At 49.6% G+C, this 18,123-nt stretch carries 15 protein-coding genes; 3 read left to right on the top strand and 12 right to left on the bottom strand.

Translation table 11 applies throughout. The features are described from left to right. Window positions 1-469: 469 nt before the first annotated feature. From cas7c to GX147_07040, 7 genes are all read right to left on the bottom strand, one after another. A complete protein-coding gene (gene cas7c, locus GX147_07070) occupies window positions 470-1,339 on the bottom strand; it encodes a type I-C CRISPR-associated protein Cas7/Csd2 (GenBank protein ID NLN60453.1) in 870 nt (289 codons plus the stop codon). 21 nt (window positions 1,340-1,360) lie between these two features. Beyond that, window positions 1,361-3,349, bottom strand: a complete 1,989-nt coding sequence (gene cas8c, locus GX147_07065) for a type I-C CRISPR-associated protein Cas8c/Csd1 (GenBank protein ID NLN60452.1) — start codon at window positions 3,347-3,349, stop codon at window positions 1,361-1,363. Further along, window positions 3,346-4,071 carry a type I-C CRISPR-associated protein Cas5 gene (gene cas5c / locus GX147_07060; protein ID NLN60451.1) on the bottom strand — a complete coding sequence of 242 codons (726 nt, stop codon included), beginning with the start codon at window positions 4,069-4,071 and terminating at the stop codon, window positions 3,346-3,348. The genes cas8c and cas5c overlap by 4 nt, the downstream gene beginning before the upstream one ends. Beyond that, window positions 4,055-6,532, bottom strand: a complete 2,478-nt coding sequence (locus tag GX147_07055) for a CRISPR-associated endonuclease Cas3'' (protein ID NLN60450.1) — start codon at window positions 6,530-6,532, stop codon at window positions 4,055-4,057. Before GX147_07055 ends, cas5c begins: the two co-directional genes overlap by 17 nt. A 49-nt stretch (window positions 6,533-6,581) precedes the next feature. Beyond that, on the bottom strand, window positions 6,582-6,752 hold the full coding sequence (locus tag GX147_07050; GenBank protein ID NLN60449.1) for a hypothetical protein: 171 nt from the start codon (window positions 6,750-6,752) through the stop codon (window positions 6,582-6,584). Then, entirely contained in the window at window positions 6,749-7,063 is a 315-nt protein-coding gene (locus GX147_07045; protein NLN60448.1) for a hypothetical protein, read from the bottom strand. The genes GX147_07050 and GX147_07045 overlap by 4 nt, the downstream gene beginning before the upstream one ends. 1,058 nt (window positions 7,064-8,121) lie before the next feature. Then, window positions 8,122-9,108 (bottom strand): dihydroorotate dehydrogenase-like protein, encoded by a 987-nt coding sequence (locus tag GX147_07040; protein NLN60447.1) that lies wholly within the window; start codon window positions 9,106-9,108, stop codon window positions 8,122-8,124. 441 nt (window positions 9,109-9,549) lie between these two features. Here GX147_07040 and GX147_07035 point away from each other — a divergent pair, with 441 nt between their 5' ends. The 3 genes from GX147_07035 to GX147_07025 all read left to right on the top strand — a co-directional run bounded on the left by GX147_07035 (window position 9,550) and on the right by GX147_07025 (window position 13,348). Beyond that, window positions 9,550-10,440: a patatin-like phospholipase family protein gene (locus GX147_07035; protein ID NLN60446.1), complete on the top strand. Its 891-nt coding sequence runs from the start codon at window positions 9,550-9,552 to the stop codon at window positions 10,438-10,440. An 80-nt stretch (window positions 10,441-10,520) separates the two neighbouring features. Then, window positions 10,521-11,648 carry a methylated-DNA--[protein]-cysteine S-methyltransferase gene (locus tag GX147_07030; protein NLN60445.1) on the top strand — a complete coding sequence of 376 codons (1,128 nt, stop codon included), beginning with the start codon at window positions 10,521-10,523 and terminating at the stop codon, window positions 11,646-11,648. A 389-nt stretch (window positions 11,649-12,037) separates the two neighbouring features. Further along, on the top strand, window positions 12,038-13,348 hold the full coding sequence (locus tag GX147_07025; protein ID NLN60444.1) for a M48 family metallopeptidase: 1,311 nt from the start codon (window positions 12,038-12,040) through the stop codon (window positions 13,346-13,348). Between the two features lie 118 nt (window positions 13,349-13,466). Here GX147_07025 and metG read toward each other — a convergent pair whose 3' ends face one another. From metG to GX147_07000, 5 genes are all read right to left on the bottom strand, one after another. Then, the gene (gene metG / locus GX147_07020) at window positions 13,467-15,374 is read right to left on the bottom strand and encodes a methionine--tRNA ligase (protein ID NLN60443.1); all 1,908 of its coding nucleotides are present in this window, start codon (window positions 15,372-15,374) and stop codon (window positions 13,467-13,469) included. Between the two features lie 34 nt (window positions 15,375-15,408). After that, window positions 15,409-16,209 carry a stage 0 sporulation family protein gene (locus GX147_07015; protein ID NLN60442.1) on the bottom strand — a complete coding sequence of 267 codons (801 nt, stop codon included), beginning with the start codon at window positions 16,207-16,209 and terminating at the stop codon, window positions 15,409-15,411. An 18-nt stretch (window positions 16,210-16,227) separates the two neighbouring features. Further along, window positions 16,228-17,211, bottom strand: coding sequence for a DNA polymerase III subunit delta' (gene holB, locus GX147_07010; GenBank protein NLN60441.1), 984 nt, complete (start codon window positions 17,209-17,211; stop codon window positions 16,228-16,230). Continuing rightward, a complete protein-coding gene (locus tag GX147_07005; GenBank protein ID NLN60440.1) occupies window positions 17,201-17,857 on the bottom strand; it encodes a dTMP kinase in 657 nt (218 codons plus the stop codon). Before GX147_07005 ends, holB begins: the two co-directional genes overlap by 11 nt. Window positions 17,858-17,968: 111 nt before the next feature. Then, a partial coding sequence (locus tag GX147_07000) for a 4Fe-4S binding protein (GenBank protein NLN60439.1) occupies window positions 17,969-18,123 on the bottom strand: 155 nt, incomplete at its 5' end.

Genomic DNA, 18,123 nt, shown 5'->3' with positions numbered 1-18,123 from the left:
TGATAATCTTAATGATTTGCTCCGGTGTAAATCGCTTTCCTTTCATCTAATGTTCCTCCCTTTCTTCTTTCTCTATTATCAGGAAGGACTCTATTGGGAAATGGATCAGTTTCTGGGGGGAAGGTCAGCCCCTCTGTATTGGCACAATTGACCTTCTGTCCCCCACCTGGGATTTCAATCCAAAGGGGGGATGACAATTTATCCCCACTCTATGGATAACCCATCGTCCCGCCTACGTATTTTCTTGATATAGTTTCCGCTGTTTGTTGACCCAGTTAATGCTTCGTCGACATCCGAAACAGAAAACCACCACTCGTTATTATGAATAGTTTTCCGGATTTCCCTTCCCCTGAAAATGGCGATGTTGGTTTTCACTCCTGACACCTCCAATGATAAGTAAGGGGTCAACTATCAGCTTCTTCTCAAACCTTATTGATAAATATGCGCATGATATTTCTACATATCCATCTCAGAACCCATCAATCTCTTGGGGTTTAAGTCCATCCAGATTATTCAGCGAGTAACTTCCATCTGTATTTACAGTGAGTGTTTTGTGTACTTTGGCAGATGAATATTGACCTGCTTTGCTGTTATGTTCCCACCAGATGACTTTCTGCACAGCCATACTGCCTTCCGGGCGGGCAGAGGAGGCGTCATTTTCAAAGAGTTTGGGAAGAATGGACTTTATAACCCCGGCGTCCTCATCAGAAAATTTTGTGCGGTCGGCAAGCTGGGGATTCATACTTCCGTACGTGACGTAAATCCCGTTGTCCACACGGTGTTTCATGCCCATGGTATCGGAACTTCGTTTCCCGTCCTTCGTTTCCTCCGCATTAACACTCTTGGTGATTTGCGTGCTGGAGACACTTACCGGTTCAACGCTAAAAGCGGATTGAATTGTTACCGGGCCACGAATACCAATGGATATACCGGTATCTCCTTCATTCTTCCCTTTTTTCGCTGACTTAAAAGCAAACAACTGTCCGAAAGCGCGAACATCAATCCATTCTTCACACGCCCTCTTTACCGTATCTGTTCCGCCAATATCTTTGCCGAGTGCCGCCTCGGCTCGGGTCCTGAGGCTTTTGAATTCATCGCACTTGCGATCATCAGACTGTACAAAAACAGCTTGCCCTTTCTCTTGTCCCTCTTTTTTCAGAGAAACAAACCTTTCAACCAGGCGATCCCGGATTTTTCTTTTAATGCAAACATCGGTCATTTCACCCAGACCTTCGTAATCAGTGCGAGGACGATTCCCATTTAACGGGTCACCGTTTGGATTGGCATTCTTTACGCTCATGATCATTGCAAAATCGATTTTCTTGCTCAGAGTAGCCATAGTTTATTTCTCCTTTTGTATTTATTCTTCAGAATCCGTTTCTTGATTGTCTTTGTCTGCTGCTGTTTTTGAGACCCATTGGCCTTTTTCGCGTCTGTGTTCACGGAACCATTGCCGTTGACAGTGGTAGCCAAGCAGATATTCACCTGTTAGCCTTGCGTCTGTAATATAATTGGCGGAAATAATTTTTGAATGAATAACATCAAGCAGCTCTTTATAGCCGTCAAGCAGACCGGAATACCTTGCCCGTATTCTGTCTTCGTAAGGCTTTAAGGCTTCCTCAATATTCTTCCAAGTTGAGAAAGGCCTATCAGAAAAACGCTGCATAAGGCGAGATGCTGTTGTTCCCCGATTTTCATTCGCAAGCTGCAACGCTTTTGATTCAATCTGGTCCGCCACCGCAAGCAATCTGCCGTAAAGATAATCTCGTGAACATCTTTCTTCTTCCAGTGCCATCTTGTACCCCCTTTCATTATAAAATCCTTTATATAACGCACAGGTTATTCCTAAGCATTTTTCAAACTCCCACGGTTCAAGAGCGACCCTGTTTGAAGCGCGGCGCACACATTGTTCAACCAAATCGCGAGGAACCGGCCTGCCGTCGATGATTGAGGGCATCAATCGCTCAACCGTGGCATTGAGAAGTTTGATCCCGTTTTTCCCCTCCACCTTGTTGCCGTATGCGCACCATGCGATGTCTTTCGGCGCCGGCGCTCCTTCAAAGATAATTCTTGTTTTCTCTTTCGTGCCCTTATCCTGTTTTGTACCAAAGTCCTGTAACCAGGCAAAATCGGTATGCCATTTTTCTATGCGCTCAAGAAATTCAGAACCGGTTAGTTCGCGATAGAAAGTAATTGCCATGCGTCCCGGTGTCGCAGAATCTAAACCCAGTACGACAATGTTTTCCGTATCGTTAATGTTGAGTTTGTATCCTTTGAGTTTTGTTTTGAATCGCAACGCAAAAGATTGCCCAACATCACCAGTTTGTGAGGCAGAAGTATCAGTAGTTTGAAAATCATCACCGAGAAAATCCCAGGAATTGGCGCAAGGGTCGGGGATTGATTTCCCTGTTGTTGCCCACGAGACAAAAACCTGGTCACCGCTGCGAAATGCCTGACGGCGAATGAGCCATTGCAAAGCACTATGAGCCTCTTGCGTAACCTCAAAAGAGACCCCGGCTGCTTGTCCCGCAGACAAGAACTTCCCTCTAAATGTATATCCAGTCAAATCGTTTGACGAAATGAGTTTAGCCTTGTCTGCATCATGTCGCAGTTTTGCCGGATGATTTAGTGCAAGTTTCACCTTTTCTTGCCCTGTAACTAGACAAAACCCTTCCTCTTTGAGAATACTGTTATGGAAGGATATCCAACACTCTCTCAGTGATGAAGATTTCCAAATAGCAGATTCAACAAAATCACCTTCGACCTGGAAGCGAACAAAGGCATCTATCGGTATCTGTCCCTGCGGCAAAGCCCGAAATATTGGAGGTGCAGTTTTCTTATCTCCCTCAAACGTTTCCGTAACTGTAATTGTGGTTCCATTTTGAATGGTCGGCAATACTCCTTCTGAAATGAGGTCTGCGATAACGGTCCCTTTTTTCAGATAATCGTAAATTGCAGCAACCATTGGATGATCAAACTCTGATTTCTTCCATCTTCCTAGTATATCCAAAAAATCGTCATAAGGTTCCGACGGCTTACCTGCAAATCCGCTTGTTACTTTTCCCCCATATTCGATGAAATCACCGGCAATATACTGAAGTTTGTCGCATAGTGGATGAGCCTTCGGCTTTATCCCTGCACGTCCTCCAGATTCTTCGGTGCAGGGGATCAGGGTTTTTTGTTCCTCTTTATTTTCTATGACTTTAGCTCGGCGAAAGTTACCCTGACCATCTATAATGATCTCAATATGTGCCATCTGGGTTGTGTGCGATATCGGATTTGGGATGTCAGGAGGCGGCCTCGTTGAACAATGTTCATAAGTCTCGTACAGTCTTTGTATCCAGCTCATCCCATCACCTCCAGTTCCTCGGCTTCCATCTCAACCGATTTGACATTTTCGGCTCCAAAGATCTTCGATCTCATGTTTCTCACGAACTTTCGATGTATACAATCTTCCGGTCGTTCAAAAGTCAGCACACCATTCTTAAGCGTCGGATACCAAAAGCGGGCGTATAATTTGTCGGAGCCCGTTTCATCGGGATAGTCAAACCCATGAAACATCAGCCCATAGCCAATTTCATTGTCTCTGTCATAAGCCCCTTCCCCTTCAGCGAAGGTACATGGTTCGACATATCCTTGGCAGTCGCGCGTGCCGAGAAAGATGTCCTGCCTGCCGCCTCTTTCAAGCATCCGCTTCGCAATGGCAAAATGTTTGCCATCGATCTGATCTCTCTCAAGGTTATTATGGTGCCGGTTCCAGAGAAAATGAGCGCGCACCTGGTACTCGACATCGGAGAGGAATGTGTAAATCGCCAGCGTGTTCCCTCCACTGAACTCAAGTGGCTTCGTGCCCTTTGTTTGTGTACGGATGCGTTTCATCACTCTTACCTGGTCAACCACCCAGATGAACGTGGGCTTCCAGTAGATTGACTTGCAGACGCCCTTCAGGGCCTCATAAGTCGGAAGATGATAGGAGCATTTCTCACCGCCGATTTTGGTCAGCGGGTCGGTGAAGAGCGCATATCGGCCCCAGAGCCTGAATTCAATGCTGTTCTTAGGTAATGAATTCATCTTTGAATTGTTCCTCCTTTCTTACGGGATCAAATGAAATGCCGGTTATTTTGCTATAATACTGATTATCAAGATAAAAAATTTCCGTCCCTTTCTGAACGGGATAAATGGCATTCTGCTTTTTTAACTTTTCAAATTCATGAGGATACAAATTAACCGAATATTGCTGCGCCTTTCTGATTAGGGCATATTGCTTTTCAATTTCAAATGCTGCACAAAGCTGGTCGATCAGATCTTTTCCCTCTTTGCAGTATTTTACAATCACACTTTGCGTCGGCGCATCGATTGATTTGAATAGTTTCGCTGCCGTCATAAATGATTGGCGCAAGACATTCTTTTTCAAATCTTCCCTTGTCAGCGCTAAAGTATTATTTGATAGAAGGCTAAGCAAAGTGTCATCTCGACCACACTCTTTGGCTGATACTCTGTAGTCCATTTCTTCTTTCTGTTTGTAGAAGTAATTTCGGTAGTACCATTCAAGCATCTTCGGACCGATGATATCGCTGTCGTATTTCAGCGGACCATCTTTGTAGTCATCAAGAACACGATTCGATTTTTCTCTGCCGGATGCAATGTCCTCCAGATAATCGAGATTCTCTTCAAGGGGATTTACAATAAACACATTGCCGATTTCCGAATCGCCGTGGCGATTGCAGCGGCGCGCCGCCTGGGTAATGGAGTCAAGCCAGGCAAGCAGACGGATAACCGACCGGAAACTAATGTCTACCCCAGCCTCGATTAACTGTGTGCTGACACAGAGAAGCGGCTCTTTATGATCGAGTTTCTGACGAATCGTTTCGAGCGCCCGCTTCCGGTGTGCGGGACACATTCCCGTGCTTAAATGGAAGATCTCTATTTCACTTTTCCCTGCTTCCTCAAAAATGATTCGGGCGGCTTTCTTCACGTTGACCACAACAAGACAACTTCCGTTTATCTTGACCTGTTCAACCGCAAGCACCGCAATCTCCGGATAAGTCCAGCCGGGCGATCTCCGGCAATCATGAACTTCAACCCTTTGCAGGTCTTCAAAAAGTTTGCCGACATTGGGTATCAGTTCATTTTCTTCTGAAAGTCTCAAGGCGCCTTTCTTTTCATCAACAGCACCTAAAAGTGGCTGTGTAGCGGTGCAGAGAACAACGGTGCTACCGCAATGATCAACGAGAAAGTTGATCGCGTTATTGAAAAGATGGACACATCTTACCGGCAGTGTCTGAATCTCGTCAAAAACAATGACCGCTTTAGCCAACTGGTGCATCCTTCTTGCGCCGCGTGTTCCGGCCCCGAAGAGCGCCTCCAGGAATTGAACCATTGTGGTAAAGATAATGGGCGCATCCCAATTCTCCGTCAGGAGCTTCTCCTTCCAGGACTGAACATCGGCTCCGATGTTTGAATGGTGTTCAAGAACAATTTTACCGGCATCTTCAGGACACTCTTTCGGTTCAAGGATTTCCCGCACCACCCGCGCATTTTGATCAATGATCGAGGTAAACGGTATCACATAGATAATTCTCTTGATGTCCCGCTGTTCTTTCTGGTGCTCAGCATGGTGCAAGGCGAAGCGAAGACTGGCCAGAGTTTTCCCGCCACCGGTCGGCACAGTCAGAGTAAACAAACCCCTTGGACACTTCGCGACATGAAGACAATGTTCGGATACGTCTTTCCGAATTTCATCCACACGGTTTTTTGTCTCAAAAGTTTTGTATTTATTTTCGAGGCGTTCAACCAGTTCATTCCACGACCGGTAATTCCCCTGTTGGCGATGCTTGGCCGCCTTTGGTTTTCCAGAGTCTGCCGTATCCTGCCGGTCGGCATCAATGAGTGCACTGAATAGAAACCGAACCAGCAACCCCAATTGGAATTGTGCGACTGTTGAGAAGGGATTCTTTTCCGGAGAAGCCCGCACAATATCCCGGCAAATCTCTTCAAACGGCTTTGTAAAGGACTCATCTGTAAGAATGGTGTTTATCCTTTCGAGGACGTACTTATCAATGTTCTCCGAACATTCATTTTCGTGAGTTTTGTGGTCACTTTTTAAGAGCCTCTTCGCATAAGAGTCCCAAGTACCGCTATTGTCAGTCGTTAAACAATTTATGAGGCCGGAATGATGCGACACCAGACAAAGGGCCAAAAACTGAACGAGGATTTTATGGGCATTGGAAGAAGCGATCTTACGGCAAAGCAACTGGGCTCCGGCTGTTGAATGATCGATTTTACCTTTTTTCCCCGTTGGATCTTCGAACTCCTCGTCTTCGTCCGGATCGAACTCGGGGTCGTTTTTCTTAATTGCATCCGTAATGTACTTTTGAAATTCAGTGCTGTATTTTCCGAAATCATGGAGAAGCCCCAGCAGTTCACCATAAGGCCCCAACCCTATTTTTTCAGCATGCATTTTAGCAAGTTCAGCAACATTATTAAGGTGTTCATGAAGAAGTTGATCTTTGTGGGCTATGTAAACAGTCATGAGTTGTGCTCCATTTTTCAATCCCTCCTGCATCCTTTCTTGTTAATATTTATTTCCCCAGATCGTACCACAACCCGGCAAGATACCCCCACTCACCGGCGCCGAACTCAGCGGCAAAGGTGCCCGCAAGCTTCGCCGTTTCAAGTAAATGATCTTCCAGACGATGCCATTCCCGGCAGGGTTTACCCGCCATTGAATGAGCGTATTTTTGTCTCCTCATGTCCCACCTTGTGAAAACAAGTAAACTGCAACCCCGGAATCGGGGACTCTTGCCGGCTTGCCTGCGCAGCTCCTCTTGCATGTCAGGGTAAAATGCATCTTCGCTATCATCTTCTGTGGCAACATCTTTGCGACCCAACCATCCACCCGCTCTCCCAATTCCTTACCAACTTTGAAGAACGGCAATATGTTCGGTTTTACGGTTACGCTTTTCCCTGATTTGGGATTCCTTCCCGTGTAACCGTCATAATTTTTGGCCGTAAAGCCTCCAATAGAGAGAAAGAGAATAGGAATACGTGGACATGACTGTATATTTGGGTAAGGGGCTTAGACCCGCAAACAATCCCAGGCCGGGATCGAAAGCATGTTTTTCCATATGGGCGTACCGCTCCGTCCCAATGAGTTATAGTCAGAAAGGACATCAGATAGCCGACAGGTGGACTTACCTTGCTGCCGGGGAGTTCCGCAGCTCGAACAAGTTTGGGTATATTGAAGCTCTTTAAGGAAGGCGCAAACAAGAAAACGCCTGCCGACCCGCAGGGTAGATGCTGTCCATCCATTTGAGCTACCGAAACCCTTTCCGACCTTTTGGGAGTCTTCACTTCTTTGACGGTCAGGCCGATCTTCAAGCGGCTTGGACGGGAAAGCTCGGGAAATCCTTCTTCCGCAAGACCCATTCCACCCTATAAGCTATGACGGTAATAATGCCAATTTACATATTGTAATAAAAGAAATACACCAATTGCTTTTCTATGGCAACCCTTTGGGGTACAGAGAAAATTTACTTGTAATGATTGGATGTTAGGTGGCTATAAAGAATCATCTTATGATTCTATGCTGCAAGAGCTTGTCAATGATAACTGTGACGATTTTCCTTAGTATCACGTCATATTTTAAGGGTATTTTTTGTTTGTGCCAATTATCTACGATTGTAACCTGCTTGTATTATTATGCTATCTGTGATTTAGCTTCATGAGTGGTTGATGAAAATCTTGTGTCAAATAAGTCTGCGAAAATCGGTGTTCAAGGAAATTTTCACTGACGTCTGTCCGCTTTCGTCCAAAGATTCGGGTCTAAACATAGTAACCATTTGAATATGTTATTGAACAACCTCTTTTCCAATGGTCCGTGGATGAACTGTTACCGGTATAACCAGTCCCGACAGCCGTGATCTATGTCGGCGGTGCAGGCTGTGGCCGTCTCGGTCAGGCCTTTTCAACAGGGCACGAATAATTTTCGTTCTTATTGTACTAGACGGGAGGGGAAGTAATCATCGGCATTTGGATAAAGCCGCGTAACATATGCCGCCTGTAGGATGCTATGCAACTCGACCTGTAAAGGTCATCTGTTTTGTGCTGAAGCCGAAAAAGTTACTCGATCCCCGCGAAATACTTCATGAACTGCACACGTTCATAGGCCGCGGGATTGGGGATGTTTTTATAGCTCATTGTCCCCTTAAAATCATCGATCGATTCAAAATTGTTTTTCTTCATCCAGTCTGCAATGAAAGCGTTGATTTCAGCAATGGCGGAGAATTTCTTTTTGTACAGGACACTGCACACTTGAACGGCCGAAGCGCCTGCAAGAATGAGTTTTACGGCGGCTTCGCCCGTGTGAACCCCTGTTGAGCCCGCGAGATCGCAATGTGTTCTGTCGGACAACAGGGCGATCCAGCGCATAGGGAGAGCGGATTCCTCGGGAGAGCTGAAAACGTGGGGAGGGCTGATCTGCATGGTTTCGATGTTTATGTCAGGGGAATACGCCCTGTTAAACAAAACGATACCCTTAATCCCGGTCCATGACAAGGTGACAACTGTTTTGGCAAGGCTCGTGAAATAGTAACCAATTTTGACTGATATAGGGATGGACGTCTGTTTTTTTACGTTTTCAACGATCTCGAAGTATGTTTTTTCAGTATCGTCGGCACTTTTTGTCAAGTCTGACGGTAGAATGAAAATATTCAATTCGAGGGCGTCAGCGCCGGCATCCTCGAATCTTTTCGCATATTCAATCCAGTCAGTTCCCGAAACACAATTGATACTGGCAATGACCGGAATGGATATCGATTTTTTAGCCTCTCCGATCAGGGTAAGATACTCGTCAACGACACCGGCCTTCGTGAAATTGCTGATATAATCAAAAGCCTCCGGATATGCGTACGTATCATGAGAATCCGCAATATTTCTCTTTATATCGTTCCGGATTTGTTCTTCGAACAGTGATTTGAGTACCACCGCACCGGCACCGTTTTTTTCGATTTCCTCCAGATTTCTCAGTGATTTGGTCATGCCCGAACTTCCGGCAATGATCGGTGATCGCAGCGTAAACCCCATGTAAGTCGTTTGTAATAGCTTCATAATCTTTTAATCAATTGTTAGAGTTCAAATTCAAAACAGCCGAGGGTTTTCAAACCTGCTTTCCCCCGCTTCCTTTTGCCTGTCATTGCAAAGAAACTTCGGTATGACAACCCCTCTCCTTACCGCGAAAATTATGATGCAGATCGCGGCGGTGAAAGAGAAAAATATTAAGTGATTGATTAGGATACCGTTTTTCGGCGCGCAGACTATAGGACATAAGGCGCGGGCGTGTCAATAGTAAATTGTGAAAGAGCTGGGGCCCCTACCGCAATTGGATTCGTAAAAAAACTGGCGGTCGGTCCTCTTTTCACGTAAGATACATCAGATCGTAAAGTGAGCCTCATCCCGAGGGTCAAGCGATGGCGGTTTCGGTCGCTTTAGGTGCTGTGGAAGACGGTTTCCAGGCTCCACGGTCAGAGGATTCCTTTCAGAGGTCGATGCATGAAGTACCGGGTATTGTTATCAGTTTTGCTGGGCTGTTTTTTGCTTGCCTGCTCAATGACGCCAGGAAAAACTCTTTCTCCGCCGCAAGCATCCGGAGTAAAAATCGGGCTGGCGCTGGGTGGGGGTGCCGCCAAGGGATACGCCCATATCGGTGTCATAAAAATGCTGGAATCTCAGGGCCTCGCGCCGGATGTCGTTTCCGGAACAAGTGCCGGCAGTATTGTCGGGAGCCTCTATTGCAGCGGCATGAACGCTTTCACCCTTCAGGAGAAGGCCTTTGACCTGGATGAGTCAAAAATCCGGGACTTTAGCCTTCTTTCAGGAGGTCTGCTGAAAGGACTGAGACTTCAGAATTACGTAAACAGCCTGGTTGGCCAGCGGCCTCTCGAAAAACTGGGAAAGCCGTTTGCCGCTGTAGCCACGGAGTTGGGTACAGGGCAGAGAATTCATTTCGTGCGCGGTAATACCGGCTTGGCCGTCCGCGCATCCTGTAGCATACCGGGGGTTTTCGAACCTGCTGAGATACTGGGCAAAAAATATGTCGATGGCGGTGTCGTAAGCCCGGTACCCGTGGATGCCGCTCGGGAATTGGGTGGAACCTTGGTTATCGCCGTGGATATTTCCCGAAAAGCAAAAGACAGCAGCGCCGGCCGCAGCCCGCTGGGCGTGGTCGGGCAATCGATCGTCATTATGGGACAAAAACTGGGGGAACAGGAACTGGCCCGGGCCGATGTGATCATCCGGCCGAAGGTCGGTCAAATCGGGGCGACCGATTTTGATCAGAAAAACCTTGCCATTATGGAAGGAGAGAAAGCCGCCTTGGCTGCGATTCCGGAAATAAGAAAGAAACTTGCGGAAAAAGAGAAAATGCTCCAGGGGACGAAATAATCATTTCAGGCGTTGCTTCAGGTTTACGAGGCGTAAGGAAAAGAAGATGTGGCTTGTGCCGACGATATGAGGAGAATACGATGAAAAAAAGGTGGCATTATGATTTTCCCATCGGAAAACTCTGGATTGTTGAAGAAGAACACGCAATTATACACATAGGCTTTGCTGGGGAGGACCGTTCCTTGGCCGGATATGACAATGCGGAGACGCCCTTGATCAAGGAGACGGGCCGTCAGCTGTCCGAATATTTCAGCGGGAGCAGAAAAGATTTTACCGTTCCCCTTTTATTGAAGGGCACGGTATTTCAGCAATCGGTATGGCAGGCTTTACGGGAAATCCCATATGGCGAAACACGCAGCTACAAAGAAATTGCCGTCGGGGTTGGCAATCCGAAGGCGTGCAGAGCGGTAGGAATGGCCAACAACCGCAACCCCATCGCGATCGTTGTCCCCTGCCATCGTGTCGTGGGGTATGACGGCAGCTTAACCGGTTATGCCGGGGGGCTTCCCATCAAGCAGTACCTGCTGGACCTGGAAAAATCAAACCTCCAAAGAAATTATTTCTTTTACGGGGAAAAAGAAATTGAACACCTGAAATCACGTGATCCGATTTTAGGGGAGGCGATTGATCGCATCGGCAAGATTAATCGTGAAATTACCTCCGATATATTCGCGGCTCTCGTTAAATCGATCGTGGGCCAGCAGATATCCACAAAAGCCCAAACGTCAATCTGGAACAGGATGCGAAACGGGATCCGTCCGATGGATCCGCAATCGATCAATCAACTGTGTGTTCAGGAACTGCGCGCTTTCGGCATATCGGGAAGGAAGGCCCTTTACATAAAAGATATGGCCGAGCAAATTCTGAACGGACGTGTTGACCTGCCAGCATTGGCGGCGATGCCCGAAGAAGAGGTATGCGAGACGCTTGTTCGTCTCAAGGGCGTGGGAGTCTGGACGGCGGAGATGATCATGCTTTTTTCCATGCAGCGCCCCGATATTTTGAGCTGGGGTGATTTTGGGATTCACCGTGGTTTGCGCATGTTATACGGTCATCGGAAGATTACCCCGCGACTTTTTTCCCGGTACAAACAGCTTTATTCCCCCTATGCTTCCACGGCAAGCCTTTACTTATGGGCGATTGCCGGTGGCGCTTGCTCCGAACTCACGGATCGGGCCTCCACGAAAGCCGATAATGCCCGGATTTAGGCCAAGGATTTACAGGTCCTGGCTTCGTAGTAAAATCCGGTGTACTGAACCCTTCCAACCTGATTGGAACATCCCCCCCTCTGCTTTGAGCGGTACGCTTAATCCCGATGGCACCCCGGTAGCCACCGGGGTATCGGTCCGAACGGGCGGCCCGTGATGAGGGTGTTTCCCACAGTCCGCGGATAAATCAGGCGATGAAAGGATTGTCCAGGCCATTCTTGGGGAGCATGCGTGCTTGAATATCACCTATCGCCTCACAATACGATGTAGCGGTTCAGTAGGTGCTGGATGATCAGGCAAAACAATTTCCGGGGTATGGTATTTTGTGGCAGTGTTTTTTCCGCTGATTTTTTAGAAATTGGTCTTCATAGCCTATTCTGGGGACGGCAATGATCGAATGGAATGTCCTGTTGCTGGTTTTTCTGATGATACTGGGCCTCAGGCTCTTCGTGAAGTGGTTTCTGTCCAGGCTGAATATCGCGTATTTAACGAGACATGGCGCGGAGATTCCCGGGGTTTTTGCCGGAGAGATCGATCAGGGCACCCTCGGTCGGATGCGGGATTACACCGTCTCCCTCGCCCGTTTCGGCCATGTCGAGGATTTCCTCACCGATGCTCTTGTGCTGTCCTTGCTCCTGACGGGATCTTTTTCCTGGCTGGTTTCCCAGGTCGAGTCGCTTGACTTGGCCTTTGTCCTGCGGGGGAATCTTTTCTGGCTCATTCTCCTTTTGGGCGGCACGGTTTTGCAAATCCCCCTCGATTTCTACCGGACCTTTGTCATCGAAAAGAAGTATGGGTTTTCCACCATAACCGTCAGACTGTGGTTGGCCGATCTTTTCAAGACTACAGTGATTTCCGTGTGCCTGATGGTCATTTTCATGACGGTTCTGTTCATTTTGTTGCGTCAATTGCCGAATACCTGGTGGCTCTGGGCCTGGGTTGCCTTTTCTCTTTTGCAACTGCTCCTGTCCTGGCTCTACCCGGTGCTGATTGCCCCTCTTTTCAACAGGTATGTCCCCGTTCAGGATGGAGCACTCCGGGACCGGATCATGGCCCTGGCGGAACAGGCGGGTATCCGGGCCAAGGGCGTTTTTCAGGTGGACGCCGGCAAAAGAAGCCGCCACACCAACGCCTATTTCACCGGTCTGGGGCGCACGAAACGCATCGTTCTCTACGATACCCTCGTGGAAGTTCATGACCGGGGAGAAATTCTGTCCATCCTGGGCCATGAGATCGGCCACTGGAAGAAAAAGCATGTCCTGAAGCAGATTGTCACCATGGAATGTGTTGCCTTGTTCATTCTGGGGGGCTCTTTCCTGCTCCTCGAGTGGCCCCTTTTATACCGGACCTTCGGCTTTCCCCCGCAGGCGCCTTATGCGGGCCTGTTCCTCGTTTTTCTGCTTGTGAAGCCCCTGTTCTTTTTTCTCAAGCCATTTATGGCCGTGATATCACGCAAATATGAACAAGAGGCCGACCGTTTTGCGGTGGACATGATCGGTACGGGGGAGGATCTGGCCCGGGCGATGAAACGCCTGGCGAAGGACAACCTGGCCAACCTCCATCCCCACCCGTTTTACGCGTGGTTTTACTATTCCCACCCGCCGCTGGCACAGAGGATTGCCACACTGCAGAACATGAGCGGACGGGATGTGAACGCGGGCTTTCATGGAGAAAGCGGGGTGAAGACAGGAAGGTGCTGAGACGCGTACGAAACGGGATAACACAAACATGCCAACGGGAGAAACGCCTCGTGATTTTCAGGAACAACAGATCCTGCCCGAGATGAAGGGTTCTGCGTCGCGCAGTCTCCGTCAGTCGCTAGCGGACACGGCCGCCCGTTTCCGGTTCCCGGTCAAAGGTCAGGATTGTGAGGCTGTCCGTGGTATCCGTCGCGAGAATCATCCCCCGGGATTCCACACCCATGAGTTTTGCCGGCTTGAGATTCGCCACGACGACGACCTTTTTTCCTACCAATTCCTCCGGTTTATACGCTTTGGCAATGCCCGCCACGATGGTTCGCTTTTCTCCGATATCGACCAGCAGTTTCAGCAGCTTGTTTGACTTCGGTACTGCCTCGGCCTGGAGGATCGTGGCGACCCTGAGATCGACCTTCTCGAAATCGGCGTAGTCAATTTCCGCTTTCATGGGCTGCGCTTCCGGTTTGGATGGGGGCGGCGTAGTCGGGCTTTTCTTTTTGAGTTCGATCCGCGGGAAGAGTGTTTCCCCGGGTTTCAGGATCGTGCCCGCCGTTAATCCTCCCCAGGAGGTGAGGGTGGCGAAATCCCGGCGGCCCGCATCGGTGATGCCGAGTTGCTCCAGGATCTTGTCCGCCGTTCTGGGCATGTAGGGTGTGATGAGGACCGCTACGGTCCGAAGGGCTTCCAGGAGGTGATAGAGAAGGGTGCCGAGCCTTTCCCGGCGTGCCGGATCCCTGGCCAGGCTCCAGGGTTCCTGTTCGACGATGTACTTGTTGGCGGTGCTGATCAATTCCCAGATCGCCATCAGGCTTTTGTGGAAGGCCAGGTCCTCAAAGAAAGCGGAGGATTCCCGGACAACACGTGCGCCCGTTTCGATCAGGGCCTGATCGATCGGTTCCGTCTGAGAGGGGGCGGGCACCTTGCCGTCGAAATACTTCACTGTCATGGCAATCACCCGGCTGACCAGATTCCCGAGATCGTTCGCCAGATCGGCGTTGGTTCGCTGAACAAAACTTTCTTCGCTGAAGCTGGAGTCAAGACCGAAGACCATATCCCGCAGCAGATAATAGCGGAAAGCGTCGAGCCCGTATTTGTCTTTCAGTTCCAGAGGCTTTACCACATTTCCCAGGCTTTTCGACATCTTGCTCTGATCGACATTCCAGTAACCGTGAACATTGAGATGCCTGAAGGGTTCGATTCCGGCGGCTTTGAGCATCGTGGGCCAGTATATACCGTGCGGTTTGAGAATGTCCTTGGCGATCAGGTGCTGGGCCGCGGGCCAGAAAACAGGGAAGTCTGCTCCGTCAGGGTAGCCGATTCCCGTGATGTAGTTGATCAGAGCGTCAAACCAGACATAGGTGACGTAGTTTTCGTCGAAAGGGAGGGTGATGCCCCAGGTGAGGCGGCTTTTGGGCCGGGAAATGCAGAGGTCCTCCAGGGGGTCCCGTAAAAAGGCCAGGGCCTCGTTTCGGTATCGTTCGGGCCGGATGAAGTCGGGATGGTCCTGGATATACTGAATCAACCATGCCTGATATTTGTTCATCCGGAAAAAGTAGTTGCTTTCCTTACGGAATTCCGGTTTCGTTTCGTGATCGGGGCATTTCCCGTCCACCAGTTCCTTTTCCATGTAGAACCGTTCGCATCCGACGCAATAGTACCCTTCATAGCTGCCGAAGTAGATGTCCCCCTGATCGTAGACCTGCTGAAGGATTCTTGTCACCGTCTCGATGTGGTTTTTATCCGTTGTTCGTATAAAGTGGTCATTTGTTACGGATAATTCGGGCCACAGTGCGCGGAACTGGGCGCTGATGTCGTCGGCATAGGCCTTGGGGCTGATGCCCGCTTTTTGTGCCGCTTCGGCGATCTTGTCACCGTGTTCGTCGGTGCCCGTCAGAAAAAAAGTCCTGTAGCCGTTCATACGGTAATAACGCGCCATCACGTCGGCAACGATGGTTGTGTAGGCATGGCCGATGCGAGGAGATGCGTTGACGTAATAAATGGGTGTCGTTACATAAAATACTTTATCCATGTTTCTGGGCCTTTCCGCATCCGGGGAGTGGCGATTATCGCGTTTTGGACTTCCTTTTCATGCTTACGGCGACCTCGGTGCCGTCTTCCAGTAGGACAGCCACTTCACCCTGAGGCACATTCTGACGGACGACCTTGCCTTTTCCCTCGGGGGTGTCGATGATCTTGCCCCGTTTGGGCAGGTTTTTCTTCATATCGATATAGGTGTCATACTCAAAGGCGAGACAGCACATCAGGCGTCCGCAAAGTCCCGAAATTTTTTCCGGATTGAGGGATATATTCTGTTCTTTCGCCATCTTGACCGTAACGCGTTCCAGGTTGTGCAACAATGTCGCGCAACAGACCTCCCGCCCGCAGATGCCGAGTCCCTTGATCATGCGGGCTTCTTGGCGGGCCCCGATCTGGCGGAGTTCAATTTTGATCCGGAACTTCTGCACCAGGTCCTTGACGAGGTCACGAAAATCAACCCGATTGTCCGCGGTGAAGTAAAATACGATTTTGCTTTTATCGAAAAAACACTCCACATCGATAAGCTTCATGGGCAGGGAACGAACTCGAATGCGGTCATTGAAGTAAGTTTTCGCATTTTGTTCGAGTTTGCGGTTTTCCTCCTGGGTGGGATGATCCAATTCGGTGAATTCCCGAATCACCGGCTTCAGGTCCGGCGGTGCTTCCTCATCGGGAACGGATCTGACTTCGGTTATAACCGAGCCCAGGGCGAGACCGCTTTCTGTTTCGACGATGACCTGGATGTCTTTCTTGAGGGTGGGAAAAGGGGATGCAAACCAATAGATCTTTCCTTCTCTGCGAAACTTTACCCCTACGATATCCTTCAAAAACTATGCCTCCTGCCACTACTGATGCACGAGTTTAAACATCATTGCCTCCAAAGTCAACGCTTTATTGGCGTTCCGGTCAATGGCCTGAAGCGCCTGTCCCACCGTACGTAGGTGTTCCAGGAGGCGCTTCCCATCGAACCGGCGGGACAAGGGTTCGATTATGTCCATTCGATCCCGGTTCAGGAGGGAACGTTCCTTGCCCGTCTCCCGGTAGACCAGGGCATCACGGTAACAGGACTGGATGATGTCCAGTTTTCGGACGATGTCTGTCCGATCCTTTCCGAAATTATTGGTAAAGGTTAGCATTTTCATCATGTTTTTGTCATGGATTGCTGTGAGATCCTCCATGGTGCGATCTCGGAGGGATTTGAAATCCTCCTGAACCATTTCGATCGCCCTGGCCAGGTTGCCGCCGGAAGTCCCGGCGATCATGGATGCGTCCGCATCGGTCGAGCCATGTTGTTTCACGAAGTGAGACGCTATGACTTCGCGGCCAAGGGGGGGAAAATGAATCCGCTGACAGCGGGAAAGGATGGTGCGAGGAAGGCCGTTTGGATTTGCCGTGATCAGGACCAGAAGGTTCCTCGGTGGCGGTTCCTCCAGGGTTTTCAAGAGGGCGTTGGCAGACGTGATGTGCATTTTGTCCGCATCGTTGACGACAACGATGCGGTATGGCCCCTCCAGGGGGGCGAACTGCATCTGATTTTGCATGCTCCGAATGGATTCGATGCGAACGAACTGCCCTTCGGGTTCAATGCTGACGAAATCGGGGTGATTCCCCTGAGTCATCTTCAGGCAGGAAGGACAGCGGTCGCAGGCATCTGCCGGACTCGCTTTGTCCGCGCAGTTGATTACTTTGGCCAGTTCTAAGGCGACGGAGCGCTTCCCCACACCGGTCATGCCGGAAAAGAGGTAGGCATGAGGCATACGTTTCCGTTCCAGAGTCATCAACAGGAAACGGACCTGTCGCTCATGTCCGTGGATGTTTTTAAATGACATCAGGTTTCTCTCCAGCCCACACTTCAATCCGGGAACAAATTTCCTGATGGAGTTCGTCAACAGGCTTCGTTCCATCCAGAACGATAAAACGTTTGGGTTCCGCTTGGGCCAGCGTGCGGTAGCCGTCGCGGACCCTCTGATGGAAGGCGAGGGTCTCCTGTTCGAAACGATCTTCTTTGGGGAGGTGCTCCTCAAGATTCATTCTCTGTATCGCCCGCGCCAGTCCGGTTTCGGCGGGGACGTCTAAAAGAAAGGTCCAGTCAGGCTTGAGCGAATCCGTAGCAAGGTCATTGAGAAAACGGATCCGATCGGGACAGAGGCTCCGGCCGAATCCCTGGTAGGCAATCGTTGCATCCGTATACCGGTCACATAAAACGACCTTTCCCGCCCGCAGGGCCGGGCGGATTACGGTTTCCACATGCTGACAACGGGATGCCTCGAACAAAAGCAATTCCGCCAGGGCGGAAATAGAGATGGCATGACGCTGAAGCAACAGTTCTCTTATTTTCAAACCCAGGGAGGTACCGCCGGGTTCTTCCGTAAGCAGGAAGGGAATGCCCCGTTGCCGCAGAAACTCGCCCGCCTGCCTGACCTGAGTTGTCTTACCCGAACCTTCCCCGCCTTCAAAAGTGATAAAATGCGCCATGGATGTCTCCCTACACCCCCCGCTTCGCCAAAAAAAAGGGGAAACCCGTTCCGAAACACAGCGCTGTGCCGGCAAAGTTTCCCCTCGATCGCCGTTTTTATTCGCTGTCGCCTATTTCTTCTCTCCTTTGATTGCATCGACGGGACAGCTCTCAGCGCAATCTCCGCAGTCGGTGCATTTGCCCGCGTCGATCACGTATTGGTCACTTCCCTCGCTGATGGCCCCCACGGGACACAAATCCTCACAAGCACCGCAAGAGATACAAT

The organism is Deltaproteobacteria bacterium (assembly GCA_012522415.1).
Taxonomy (GTDB): domain Bacteria; phylum Desulfobacterota; class Syntrophia; order Syntrophales; family JAAYKM01; genus JAAYKM01.
This window is presented reverse-complemented; position numbering and strand designations above follow the sequence as displayed.